The following is a 12,380-nucleotide window of genomic DNA, read 5'->3' on the forward strand; positions in this document are numbered from 1 at the left end:
GGTTTATAAACTTCTTGTACTAAGGCGGATTTACCAATGCCAGAGTAACCGGATACTAGCATCATTTCGGTGCTGCCCCTGCTGACTCGTTCAAAGGCTGCTAATAAGGTTTCAACTTCTGTTTCTCTCCCGTAGAGTTTTTGAGGTATTTGAAACTTATCTGTAATATCTTTTTGGGCGATCGCAAAATCTGCAATTCCGCCCGTAGTTTTTAATTGTTCTAGGCATTCTTCTAAGTCAGCGATAATTCCCCAAGGGCTTTGATATCTGGCTTCAGCGGTTTTCGCTAATAGCTTCATCACAATATTAGAAACAGCTTTAGGAATTTCTAGATTGATTTGGTGGGGCGGTACTGCTTGTTTGGCAATGTGACAGTGGATTAATTCCATTGCATCGCTGTAATCCCAGGGCAATTGCCCCGTTAGCATTTCGTAAAAAGTGACTCCTAATGAGTAAAAATCAGTGCGGTAGTCTATCTCTCGGTTCATTCGGCCTGTTTGTTCCGGCGATATATAGCTCAGAGTGCCTTCTAAAACATTAGGATTTTTCAGGCTAGGATTTTCGCGCTTTAAAACAGTAGAGATGCCAAAATCTATAATTTGAACTCGCCCTGTGCTTGAGTTGATAATAATATTGCTGGGATTGATATCTTTATGAATAATTTTATGTCGATGAATTTCACCTAAAGCCCTGGTTATTTTAATAGCTGTTAATAAAAACTCTTCTAAGGTAAGTTGGTGAAAAGCCAACCACAGCTTTAATGAGTCTCCACCACAATCCTCGAAAATGATAGCCAAACTGTTATGGTATCTTTCTAAGCTGTAGGTTTTAGGCACACTTTCTAGGTTAAGATTGTGTGTGATTTCGTATTCCTGCTTGTATCTGACTAACGAAGCGGGCATCGGATAATCTTGTTTGAGAAATTTGACAATTACTGGTTTTTTGTCTTGTTTTCTCAGTCCCCGGTAAACTAAAGAATTATTACTTTCATGGATTTGGTTGGTAATGTCGTAGCCCGGTAAGTTAATCATTCTTACATCCTCTGGTCAGTATTAATACTCAATTAGTTTTTTAGCAATTGTTAATTAATTAAGTAAATGTATCCTCTCATACATAATAATATCCGAAATTTTAAGAAAAACTTAAGTTGAAAAAGAAAAGTTATTTTTTATTAACATTTCTTAAAAATAAGAGGGCTAAACACTCCGGTCAGGAGTACGATCGCTCTACAGTTTCGTGTAAAATTCGGCAAAACAGAGTGAAGGGCGATCGCCGTTAGTCTTCATAGGAGATTTGGGCCTTGCATAATTAGAGTATAAATAGGGGGAATCACCATACAATGAAAGCGAGTGCAAATTAACCCATATCCGTAAAAACACTAAGAAAAAAGGAAAACAGAACCACATTTGTGTCAAATGTAGCTGTCAATCGATCGCTGATTATGAGTCCCACGCCTTGTTACAGCGAAACTGTGAAACCGGAATGCCTAAAAATGTATGTCAATCGTATAGGTTTTCGGGGAATTAACGAATCAAGGTAGTTCATCATACCACCCTAATAATTTGGGTAAGACTGGTGGGAAGACTATTAGGATGTCGTAGTTTCGAGACATTTGAGAGGGTTTCCGGTTGCATCTGAGATATTGCACCATTCTCAATTAGGTTTTTAGGAACAGGCTTTCCGGCCTGTTCCACAAAAGATAAATTTTCTTGTGGAACAGGCCGGAAAGCCTGTTGCTGACGCAAGATGCCTGTTCCACAAAAGATAAATTTTCTTGGGGAACAGGCCGGAAAGCCTGTTGCTGACAATGGTGCGCCTCTTTTTCCTTCTTCATTCAACATCTCCATTACCAAGGATTGCCAATCATTGTAAAGGCGGCCCAATAATAAGGATGCGAAAGCACTCGATCGCCCCGCGCCGCAATTTCTGGAGGCAAAATTAGATCCCCAGAAAGCCCATCGGCTCGCAACATTCCGTCTTGAATCCGCACGCGCCCCCGCAGCATCTCCAATTGCGCGCGCCGCAAAGCCTCCGCTTTAATCATCAAATTGCCACCGCCTCTGGGGGCCCGCAACTGCCGATAAAACTCAGTCATCAGCCCCAAAGTCCCATCATCGCTGACTTCCCACAAACTCGCTAAAGCGGATCTAGCACCGCTAGCTACCGCCAAACCCGCAAACCCCAACTCCGCCTCTTCGTCGCCCAAAGCGGTACTGCACGCGCTTAAAACTAACAGATTCACCGGCGGTTCATTCCACCGCAACTGTGCCATTTGATCGATACGTAATTTAGTATCCCACAACTGAATGTAAGAATTTTTCGGTTCCCCAGGCAGGAATTCGCTGTGAGTTGCTAAGTGAATGATTCCAAAAGGCCGATTTGCCCGCTGAGCTTGCAAATTTCCGAGAGTAAAATCTTGATTCAAAAATAATTTTCCTTCACTTGGCGGCGCGATCGACTCTAACTCCACCGGTACCGCTGGTAATGGCGCTTTATCTTCAAATACCGACGCCCCCATTGCCAAAACTTCATCATCCGCAATATTCTCGTAGCCAATATCAGTCAAACTCAGACTCGGCATCACGCTAAGACTGTATTGCTCAACTAAAAATTGTTTGCCATTGTGAAGAGCAGCAAAGGGCACACTCCGCAAACCTGCTGCCGGAATTACAATTAAATTGTCAATCTTTAAAGCAGCCAATTCTGCGTTCATTGGCGCAATTAACCAGCGATAAAGTTTTTGAGCCGAATCCAAATAACTAATGCTGCTTCTTCTTCTGGGATTAGTTATTTCCGTTTGCAGGGCATCCGCCAATTGCAACACCTGCCACCGCGTTGTCGCCGGAACTACAACGCGCATCGGTTCAGCGTTAGCTGTGACTAACACTAATTCTAAAAGCTCCCCGTTAGGAACATCGGGAATTTCTTGGCTCAGTGGCGACAACCTCTGGGCCAACTTATCTTCTAAGGGGCGATGGGGCCCGGAGGTGAGGTTTTTTCTCACAGGCAATAGATTAGATAAATCCCGACTTGCCACCAGCACTGAACCATTTTCTTTGGCTGCGGCTGCATCCGATCTCCTGAGCCAATTCATATAAATAATTGCAGATTTGGTCCCGGTAGTTTGTTCGTTTTTGCGAAGAGTTTCGTAAATCACCGATAGATTAGTAATCGGCTTTCTTGGGGGCAAGTCCAGATATTTTTCGTACTCGCGAGTAAAGGTTTGTTCAAATTCTAAAACTCCCGAACCTGCCCCATCTAATCTGCGAGAAGGAGCGAAAATATCCTGGCTCATTGCGGAATTTCTGTCTCGATTGGGCGATCGCAATTCTACTTGCAAAGATGCCGGAAATGACTGCTCCGGCTCGGGATTTACGGACTCTTGAGGCGGTTCGGGAATTGGTTCGGGAATTGGTGCGGGAATTGGTTCGGGAATTGGTTCGGGAATTGGTGCGGGAATTGGTTCGGGAATTGGTGCGGGAATTGGTTCGGGAATTGGTGCAGGAGTAGAGGGCGCGGCCGGTGTAATTAGGGAAATCTGATTTGGTAAACTTCCTTGGGTGTAACTTTGTCCAAAAGAAAAAGTGGGAAAAATGGCGTTTCCCACGCCAGCATTAATGCTTCCTCTGGTTCCATTGTCGATCGCGCCGCCAACTACAAACGGTCGATCGATACCGCCTCCGTGGCGAATTGCGATCGCCCCCGCCCCCGCACCTCCGGTAGTAGAAATACTGGAAATATTGCCCGATATATCATCGTTGAAAACATTGTTCGATCGAAACAAACCGAGGGTTCTCACATCAACGCTGCCGCCAGTACCACCAGTGCCGCCTCTAGCGTTGATAAAGCCCAACTGAATATCACCAGTCGCGTTCAGGGAAACGCCTCCGCCGTTGCCGTTTGAAGTGCCACTGGAGTTGAGATCGAGAGCGGAAATCCCCGCCTTCGAGGTGACAGCAATATTTCCGCCGATCGCCCCCGAAGCGTTCAAAGCTCCCGCAGTTAAAGGCCCAGCATTGGTTTGGAGAGCGATCGCGCCTCCTGTGCCCGCCGATGACGAGTCGATCGCACCCGCAGCAACAGTATTTCCCTCAACCCGAATCCTCCCACCGTTCGAGGTAATATTACCAGTCCGAACCTCGCCGCTTCCTTGGAGGTTCACGCTGCCACCATCCGTCCTTAAATTACCCTCTAAGAGGACATTTCCTGCCTTGATAGCGGCTCCCAAAGTGGCCGTGCTGTCCCCCCCGAACGTAACAGAATCTCGCGCGTTAACGCTCAAAATGCGCGCTGTAATGGTGGAAGAAGCCGTCACGCTAGCAGCATCGGCCGAGAGCTGGCCCAACCTCTGAGTTTGACCGACTAGGCCGCCAAAAGTAATGTTGCCGCCAGCGCGCAGCGTCAAATTATTAGCCCGGCCCGGCGTGCTGTCGAGGGTATTGGCAAAAGTGATATTGCCGGTAGTGGCGGCTAGGGCGGCGGTGCGATCGACTGTGACGTTACTATTGAAAGTCATGTCGCCAGATGTCGCCATATTGCCCGAAACCTCGGTACTGCGGGCGTTGACAGTTAAACTCGCCAGCGGTGCAGCTTGACCGACTGTAGCGCCGAACAGCACTCGCCCAGCGTCTAGTCTCAGGGCGCGAGATCCGTCTAGGCTACCGGAGAACAGAATGTTGCCGGTAGCTTCCGTGCTCAAAGCCACGTCAGCATTGAGGGATGCGTTGCCTGTAAAAGTGAGATCGCCGCCGGATGTGGCAATGTTGGCGTTGAGATTAGTTTGGGGCGCGTCGAGAGTCAAGCTAGCGCTGCCGCTTGTATTCAGGGGATTGTCGATCCCGATCGATCTGCCTTGAAGTGTCAGCGGGCTGTTGAAGGTAATGGGTGCGACGATCGCGATCGAGCTGCTGTTTTCGCGCCCGATCGCGATCGAGCCGAAATCCCCCGCCAAAGCGCCGAGATCCGTCGCCGTCAAGTCTAAAAGGCCCAAAATATCGCCGGTGCCACCGATCCGAATTGCTCGGCTATCGTTGGGCTGCAAGCGAATTGTTCCCCCCGCACTGGTGACAGAATTGCTGCCGCCTCTCAAGTCAATGCCGTTACCAGTGATAGCGATATTGCCGCCGTTAGCATTGAGTCCGCCCAGAGAGATGCTGCTGGCGAAAATGTTGATGTTGCCACCTTGAGTCTCGATTAAATCCTTGGGGTCATTGACAACAAACACTCCGCCCGACCTAAATGTTACCGTGTCTCCGGTTCTCGCTTGCAGGGAAAGTTGGTTATCGGGCAAGTCTTGGACGGTGATATAGCCGGGGGTATCTAGAACCACGTTGCTGCCGGCCGCCATCTGTTCCAACTGCACTTCTGAGATCGATGTTTCATTGGGTTCGGGTTCCGATTCCAGTTCCCCGCCAGTCGAGCCCCCGCTGCTGGATCCGTTACCGCTGACGATCGTAATATTTGCCGGATCGAGCCACAAATTGCCGATCGCACCGTTAGTCGCGCGGGTATCGACCTCTCCTTGGAAAGTTAAAGCATTTTTGCCGGAAACTTCTACTCTGCCGCCGTTACCTGCGGCAGTGCCGCCGCGAGCACTAATATTGCCCAAGAAGCGAGTTATATTGTCTGACCAAATTACCGCCGTGCCGCCATTGCCACGGTCGATCGCGTTTGCTGCGATCGTAGAATCAGGACTAACATAAGTTACCTGGGCGTTTGGCACTGGTTCCATCCCCTGGAAACCGCCTCCGACGCGCACAGTACCTCCGCCGTCAGTCCCGGAAGCATCGATATTTGCGCCGAAGAGTCCGACTTTTTCCCCTAAAATATTGACTGTGCCGCCAGCATTCCCAGAAGGGCCAAATACATTTACAGAACCGGAGACGATCGCACTTCCGGCAACTGCGGGCACTGTTTGGCCGCCAGTCAGTACCAATTGACCTTGTTCGTTAGTCGTTAAACCTGTGGCTGACACTACGCCGGAGCCCGTCAGCAACTGAGGCAAAGAAACCGGGGCGATCGCCGAGTTTTCTGACTGCAAAGACGGAGTAATTTCTAAACTCAATAAATTGCCAAATTGACTGATACGGACTGCATTTTGTCCCGGAACAGCAGCCACAGTAATTTGACCGTTGGGAGCGGATAATTGTCCTGTATTAATAACGGTTCCACCGAGCAAAGTTAAACTTTGCCCGCTGCCAACCGCCAAGTTTCCCGCATTGACAATTGCACCGAGTTGTGAGTTATTAAAATTAAATTGATTGGGATTTCCCAGTAAAGCTTTGTAATCATTAATTCCCGCCGAATTGAACCAGCGATCGCCGAAACCAATACCTGTAGCAGTTGTCGCGAAAAAAGACCCCGGCACGTTTAATCTAGCATTTTGACCGAAGACAATTCCCGCCGGATTCATTAAGAATAAATTTGAGTTGCCGCCGGTTACAGAAATCAGACCGTTAATGATCGAAACATTGTTGCCGGAAATTCGCCCTAAAATATTTTGAATATTTGGATTAGTTAGAAAATTAGCGATTTGACCTTCGCTGAGATTAAATTGGCTGAAGCTGTGAAACAGATTTGCGCCGTTTCCTGACAGTTGTCCGCCGCTAATGTCTGTGCGGTTTTGCTCGGAGTTAACAACAGTATTAGTGCCGTCATTGGCAGGAACGACAGGTTGCGATCGAACTGCTAGCGGTAGCAGCCAAAAACCTAATGTCAAAATTAGAGCAGAACGAAAATAGGTCATTAGTCAGTTGTCAGTTGTCAGTTGTCAGTTGTCAATAGTCATTAGTCATTAGTCGTTAGTCATTAGTTAGTGGTTATTTTTCTTATATTTGTTGTTATTTGTTGGTTCCAATGACCAATGCCCCATGCCCCATGCCCCATGCCCCATTCTAATCTCTTATCGTTTTGATTTTTTTTGAGCGGTAATGTTCCGCCAAAGTGCCAATAAACTTAAAAAGGTCGATCGAACACTGCCACCGCCGGGGTCGATCGCACTCCAAAACCACCCGTTGCCAGAATGTCGGAAATTTAAGGCAAATTTTATATCGATCTGTAACGAGTGTATTGACAAAATCCCCCCAGAGTCCTAGGATTGGAGCACTGATTGGGTGGGAAAGTAAAAACCCACACAATAACTGGCTCCTCTAATAAAGTTAAAAGCAAAATATTGATGCTTTTAGAGACCAACCATGCAAACTCAAACTTCCTCATTTCTAACTGAACAAATAGTAGAGCAGATATTTTCGTCAGGCGAACTGACTCGCGATGACAGACAGCGAATTCAGTCAATGCTCTTAAATGAGTCGATCGCCGAAAATGAATTGAGCTTAATTGAAAGAGTCATGGAAGGCGTAGTCAAGGGAATACTTGACGTGCTCGATTAGTTTAGAAATGGCGCTAACCTATCTAAATGTAGGGTGCGCCGGGCCGCGCACCTTATCCTAATTTTAAATAAAATCGAAAATCGAAAATCGAAAATTCTGTCACCGTTCTAAAAATCATCATCGGGGCCCTCATCCGGGCCGTCATCCGATCTCCGATCGCGACGCACAAGTTCAGAAGGAGGCCTATCGTTACTCCAAGCCCACCACACGCCGCCGCACTGGCAGCGGTAAAATTCTTGCCACTTGCGGCGGTTGAACTCGGTGTATACTGGCGATCGGCGATTAATCCAGACATCAGCGGCATCTGTGCAACTAGCGCCACACTTGGGACAGCAAAACTCATTAGCGTGAACCGCCGTCGCAGTCCATTCAGGAGGATGTGGAGCAAAAGCTTCCATGTGTTAGAGTTTCTATCTAAACTGCTGGTAATTACGGCAAATCAAGGGTTGCTAAAGATCCGCAGAGTTCGCAATGACCTAAGCAATGACATAAGTACGCTGTTGAGTGCGTAATTCATCGGCCCGTTATTTTTTTTAGCATTTGCCGTCAGATGAATAGTATAACTGATGTGGTGCAAGCCGTCGATCGGCATTCTTAAGTATTTCAAGGACTAGGCTCATGTCTATCTACAATCTTATCTCGTTTCTGGGCATCTTTGGCTTGTGTGCGATCGCCTGGATTTTTTCAGAAAACCGACAGGCCAAGTATATTCCCTGGCGCGTCATCATCTGGGGCATTGGCTTGCAATTAGTCTTAGGATTTTTAGTATTCCTGTTCCCCCCAACTCGCATCGCTTTAGAATGGTTTACTGGCTTACTGGATGGAGTATTCACCGCTGCTGACGCTGGAGCGCGATTTGTATTCGGGAGCAATGTTGTACCGATACCTGGTAAAGAGCCGGCAGTTAATTTAGGTTATATTTTTGCCTTTAGAGCATTACCGACAGTCATCTTTTTTTCTGGCCTCATGGCCTTGCTATACAACATCGGCGTGATTCAAATTATCACCGAACTTTTTGCCAAAATCTTTTATATGACAATGCGGTTGAGTGGCGCGGAAGCCCTCAGCGGCGCTGCTAATATTTTCGTAGGAATTGAAGCGGCAATTGTTGTCAAGCCTTATTTGCCGAAAATGACTCGTTCGGAACTTTGTGCAATCCTCTCTTGCTGTTTCGGGACGGCCGCTTCTTCAACTTTAGCAATTTACGTTAGTTTTCTCAAGCCAGTTTTTCCCAATATTTTAGGGCATTTAGTTTCCGCCTCAATTATCGCCATCCCCGCTTGTTTTGTCCTCTCCAAAATCTTAGTACCAGAAACAGACACACCCCTGACAATGGGCGGCATTCCCAAGGAAGAACGGAAGCCTAAAGGCCGCGAGTTTGTGGGCGAAGAAATTTCGGACATGGATCGCGAAGAATTCAAACAAGAGACTGTTGGGGGAGAACCCATCGAACGAGTCAGCCCTTTGGATGCAGCGATAATTGGCGCATTGGACGGTGTAAAAATGGCTGTGGCAATTGCCGCTGTTTTGATTTTAATCTTAGGCTTAGTTTCCTTAATCAATCAATTCTTTGGTTGGCTGGCAATTTTGCCCGGCCCCATTGGTGGCTTTTTCAAAGTTGTCACCTTAGCCAACATTATGGGAGTCTTATTTTATCCCCTGACGTTATTAACAGGTGTCGCCCTTGACGACTCTTGGGAAGCATCAGTAATCATCGGTCGCAGGCTGTTAGAAACAGCCATTCCGCCCTATCAAAGTTTAGCAGAAGCATCGGCAAAAGGACTGGTGAGCGATCGTACAGTTTTGATTGTCAGTTACGCCCTTTCCGGCTTCGCCCACCTCGCCTCCGTCGGCATATTTGTCGGCGGTACGATCGCCCTAATTCCATCCCGCCGCAAAGACATTTCCGAACTCGGTTGGAAAGCATTATTTGTCGGCACTTTAGCTACAATGATGATCGCTTGCATCGCCGGCACCTTTGACACCGGAGACGCCAGCATTTTAGGCACTAAGACAGCCCCGGCTGCACCGCTAACAGCCCCTGAATCTCTAAAATCACCGCCATCCCCAGCCGCGAATTCAAAGCCGTCAGTTGCCCCAGCAATTGCCAGTCCGAAGCCTTCGCCCAACCCCGAAAAAGTGGCTCCGAGAGCTCAAGAATCTCCCAAATCTGAATCCAAGAAAAACCCTTAATTATATTCTATTGACTTGTAGGGGCGGGTTAACAAACAATATTTGTCAATAATTGACAATCTCTAAAACCCGCCCTCACCCAACAGTAAATCCCGTCTACTGTATGGAATGGTTTCACATACAATATTTGTCGATGCTTGAAAATCTGTAAAACCTGCCCCAACAGTAAGTTGCCTCTTACAGTTATATTTTCGTATTTTATCGAAATCAAGGTTGATGTAGTTTATTGGTTGGGTGGGGGCGGGTTTATGTAGATTTTTGATGGGAGTTAAATATTGTTGGTGAACCCGCCCCTACGAGCCCCTGACAGATAGGATTGTTTTTTAGGCAGATGCAATTACCAATTATCCCAAAATTTATGAATCCCGATCCAGAAATTCGCCGCCTGTTAGATGTGATGCCAGCCTCCGGCCGCATGATGTGTAAAATTATTAATAAGCCACAACAATCAACGGTAATTGACTGCGATTTTCCTTTGCCTTGGAATCAATCTCGCCCGATTTATATTAATTTTGATTTGTGGCGGCTGCTATCTAAGCCGCAGCGGGATTTACTGCTATTGCGGAATGTAAGTTTTCTGTGCAGTTTTAAGTGGTTTAAACCGGATATTTATCAAGGTGCGGCTCTGGCGGGAATTGTCGGGACTGTTGTAGAATTGTTGCAAGGAGATGCGATCGGGACTGCGATCGCGGGCGGTTTGACGGGACTCGCCATGACTCGAATTTGGCGCGACAACCGCAGTTCCCAAGTAGAGTTAGAGGCTGATGAAGGGGCGATTAGAGTAGCGGGAAGGCGTGGTTACAACGAAGCGGAAGCGGCCGGACATTTGCTTGGGGCGATCGAGGCTGTGGCGCAAATTGAAGGGCGGAGTTTGGGTTTTAACGAATTGATTCGGTGTCAAAACTTAAAGGCAATATCGGGTATTTCGGCCGTGGGCGTACCCGATAGTGTGAGGAAAGAGTGAAAACTTGCTCCCTTCCTACCAGAAGAATATAGAAATGTCGGCTTTACCCAATCATCGCTATAATAATTACTTCACCTCAGACTATTTGGATCGATTCCTAACTCCCGCAATTTTTGTGCTAATCTGTTCACCTGTTCTTCAGGAGTCAGATAACGTTTTCCATCTGCGTCGTACCAATACAGCCACTCCCTCGTCACCCCAGAATAATTTCCCCTTTCACAACCAATTCCTAAACCTATTTCGGGCATCCAAACGGGATGTCCCGACTGTAATTCATACTTCCCATTAACTAACTTATGTACTTCCAATCGGGGTTTTCGACGGCGGCGAGATGAATAGATAATGTAATAAAGCACGCCTAAATCTTGATATTCCTCCAACTTTGTGCTGTATTCCTTGCGATACTTTTTGGAAACGATTTCCAGCACCAAAGTTGGGACAACATTTTCATCCCACAGCACGTAACTGGGACGCAATTCTTCATCGTAAAACCGTTCTACTCCTAAACTCAAGAAACCGTCGGGGACAATTGGAGCTTTTTCAGGGTGATAATAGATACCCATATCTATGCCAAAAAACCAGTCCATGCGTTCTGCCCAAATTATGAGCAATATCGCTTTTAGCAACCCCGGTATTAGTTCTTGAAGTTCGTTATCCACAGGCGTTTCGTCAGAATCTGGCAGTTCATCGGCTGAGGGCAAGTACCTCGGCAAGTTGTAATTTAACATTGCAGTTTTTCCCAAAACTTACATCAATTATAGCGTGGTTCTTTGTCGAGCCACCCTATATAACGTTTTTTATTGCTCGCCATTGCATGATAACCGCCTAATTTTAATACCTAATTTAAACGCCTAATTTGAGCGCTTAAATCAACACTTTACTACTGAAAAAAAGTCATATTAAAATTTGTAAATAATTTACTGTCCTATTTATTTCTGGTCTAAGATAGCGTCATTGCTCAACTAGATATAGTTTTCGCTCGCCGCAGAGCGAGCGAGAAAAAATCATCAATTAGGACGCATATTGATTGCAGTAGCTCGATGCTCGATCGCGCTCGCAATCGCGTGCAAGTCTGTCACATTGCTATGGGCAAACATACCCAATTTACAATACAGCCATGAACACCCCAGAAACTGCGAATGCCTGGATTATTTACCGACTCCTGCCCAACTTTCAGCGCTTACCCGTCGCGCAATTTCGCAGCCGCAGCGAAGCAGAATCTTCCCTGAAAGTCATCCGGCAAATGCTACCCAATACCGAATTAATACTTGCTTTCGAGGTTGGGCCAGAAAATCCAACTACCGAACTCAATCAGCCCCCTGCTAAAGAACCAAACTTGCCAACTTCAGTTAACCGAGAACTGTTGAAACTTTTCATTATCAGTTCTCGTCCTGTTGTTTCCCGCGTCATTCATTCTTTTCACCGCGATAATTTTGCCTGCGTTTCTGACTGGAGTCCGCTTGTCCCAACTCAAAATCCAGGTGAAGTGATGAGCGTCTTAATTAAACATTTGGCCGCTGACTCTTAGCGTTTGATTGACCTGAGATATTGCACCATTCTCAATTACTTGTTTAGGAACAGGCAAGATGCCTGTTCCACAAGAGATAAATTTTATTGTGGAACAGGCATCTTGCCTGTTCTTGACAATGGTGCAAAATGTGAGATTGAACAGTCTCGATCATATTGATAGCGGTAAGGTGCGCCCAGCGCACCCTACATCTACATCAGCGGGGTGATGCGTATTGGTAATAGCTTTAGCAATGTCAGTTTATTGAGTTATAAATTTCCCGATCGCTCTTTCTAGTCGATCGGACTGTCGTTGCGGGCGATCGCCA

General features: G+C 46.7%; 10 protein-coding genes. 5 read left to right on the forward strand and 5 right to left on the reverse strand.

The genetic code is table 11. The features are described from left to right. The 3 genes from QT992_RS28210 to QT992_RS28225 all read right to left on the reverse strand — a co-directional run. Nucleotides 1-1,031 (reverse strand): protein kinase domain-containing protein (locus QT992_RS28210; protein ID WP_333378280.1); only part of this gene is annotated, 1,031 nt, incomplete at its 3' end. A gap of 626 nt (nt 1,032-1,657) precedes the next feature. Beyond that, nucleotides 1,658-1,834, reverse strand: coding sequence for a hypothetical protein (locus QT992_RS28220; RefSeq protein ID WP_333320610.1), 177 nt, complete (start codon nt 1,832-1,834; stop codon nt 1,658-1,660). Nucleotides 1,835-1,846: 12 nt separating this feature from the next. Further along, complete coding sequence (locus QT992_RS28225) at nt 1,847-6,745, reverse strand: CHAT domain-containing protein (RefSeq protein WP_333378283.1); 4,899 nt, start codon at nt 6,743-6,745, stop codon at nt 1,847-1,849. Between the two features lie 448 nt (nt 6,746-7,193). On the opposite strand from QT992_RS28225, the gene QT992_RS28230 reads away from it, so the two are divergent. After that, nucleotides 7,194-7,388 carry a hypothetical protein gene (locus tag QT992_RS28230; protein ID WP_333104806.1) on the forward strand — a complete coding sequence of 65 codons (195 nt, stop codon included), beginning with the start codon at nt 7,194-7,196 and terminating at the stop codon, nt 7,386-7,388. Nucleotides 7,389-7,495: 107 nt separating this feature from the next. Here QT992_RS28230 and QT992_RS28235 read toward each other — a convergent pair whose 3' ends face one another. Then, nucleotides 7,496-7,786: a hypothetical protein gene (locus tag QT992_RS28235; protein ID WP_333320607.1), complete on the reverse strand. Its 291-nt coding sequence runs from the start codon at nt 7,784-7,786 to the stop codon at nt 7,496-7,498. Between the two features lie 220 nt (nt 7,787-8,006). Between QT992_RS28235 and QT992_RS28240 the strand changes: the two genes are divergently transcribed. Beyond that, a complete protein-coding gene (locus QT992_RS28240; protein ID WP_333320605.1) occupies nt 8,007-9,581 on the forward strand; it encodes a nucleoside transporter C-terminal domain-containing protein in 1,575 nt (524 codons plus the stop codon). A 358-nt stretch (nt 9,582-9,939) separates the two neighbouring features. Further along, complete coding sequence (locus QT992_RS28245; RefSeq protein ID WP_333320603.1) at nt 9,940-10,545, forward strand: DUF3318 domain-containing protein; 606 nt, start codon at nt 9,940-9,942, stop codon at nt 10,543-10,545. A 71-nt stretch (nt 10,546-10,616) separates the two neighbouring features. On the opposite strand, the gene QT992_RS28250 is transcribed toward QT992_RS28245, so the two are convergent. Beyond that, nucleotides 10,617-11,273 carry a Uma2 family endonuclease gene (locus QT992_RS28250; protein WP_333320601.1) on the reverse strand — a complete coding sequence of 219 codons (657 nt, stop codon included), beginning with the start codon at nt 11,271-11,273 and terminating at the stop codon, nt 10,617-10,619. A gap of 389 nt (nt 11,274-11,662) precedes the next feature. Here QT992_RS28250 and QT992_RS28255 point away from each other — a divergent pair, with 389 nt between their 5' ends. Both QT992_RS28255 and QT992_RS28260 read left to right on the forward strand, forming a co-directional pair. Continuing rightward, nucleotides 11,663-12,073: a hypothetical protein gene (locus QT992_RS28255; RefSeq protein ID WP_333320599.1), complete on the forward strand. Its 411-nt coding sequence runs from the start codon at nt 11,663-11,665 to the stop codon at nt 12,071-12,073. Between the two features lie 58 nt (nt 12,074-12,131). Continuing rightward, nucleotides 12,132-12,281 carry a hypothetical protein gene (locus QT992_RS28260; protein WP_333320598.1) on the forward strand — a complete coding sequence of 50 codons (150 nt, stop codon included), beginning with the start codon at nt 12,132-12,134 and terminating at the stop codon, nt 12,279-12,281. Nucleotides 12,282-12,380: the final 99 nt, after the last annotated feature.

The sequence above is a fragment of the Microcoleus sp. T3_D1 genome (assembly GCF_036700405.1).
Taxonomy (GTDB): domain Bacteria; phylum Cyanobacteriota; class Cyanobacteriia; order Cyanobacteriales; family Microcoleaceae; genus Microcoleus.

What these genes read in the sequence shown, in the direction of transcription:
- QT992_RS28240 (WP_333320605.1), top strand. Translation starts at nt 8,007, where the DNA reads ATGTCTATCTACAATCTTATCTCGTTTCTGGGCATCTTTGGCTTGTGT.
- QT992_RS28260 (WP_333320598.1), top strand. Translation starts at nt 12,132, where the DNA reads ATGCCTGTTCCACAAGAGATAAATTTTATTGTGGAACAGGCATCTTGC.
- QT992_RS28250 (WP_333320601.1), bottom strand. Translation starts at nt 11,273, where the DNA reads ATGTTAAATTACAACTTGCCGAGGTACTTGCCCTCAGCCGATGAACTG.
- QT992_RS28220 (WP_333320610.1), bottom strand. Translation starts at nt 1,834, where the DNA reads ATGAAGAAGGAAAAAGAGGCGCACCATTGTCAGCAACAGGCTTTCCGG.
- QT992_RS28225 (WP_333378283.1), bottom strand. Translation starts at nt 6,745, where the DNA reads ATGACCTATTTTCGTTCTGCTCTAATTTTGACATTAGGTTTTTGGCTG.
- QT992_RS28235 (WP_333320607.1), bottom strand. Translation starts at nt 7,786, where the DNA reads ATGGAAGCTTTTGCTCCACATCCTCCTGAATGGACTGCGACGGCGGTT.
- QT992_RS28255 (WP_333320599.1), top strand. Translation starts at nt 11,663, where the DNA reads ATGAACACCCCAGAAACTGCGAATGCCTGGATTATTTACCGACTCCTG.
- QT992_RS28230 (WP_333104806.1), top strand. Translation starts at nt 7,194, where the DNA reads ATGCAAACTCAAACTTCCTCATTTCTAACTGAACAAATAGTAGAGCAG.
- QT992_RS28245 (WP_333320603.1), top strand. Translation starts at nt 9,940, where the DNA reads ATGAATCCCGATCCAGAAATTCGCCGCCTGTTAGATGTGATGCCAGCC.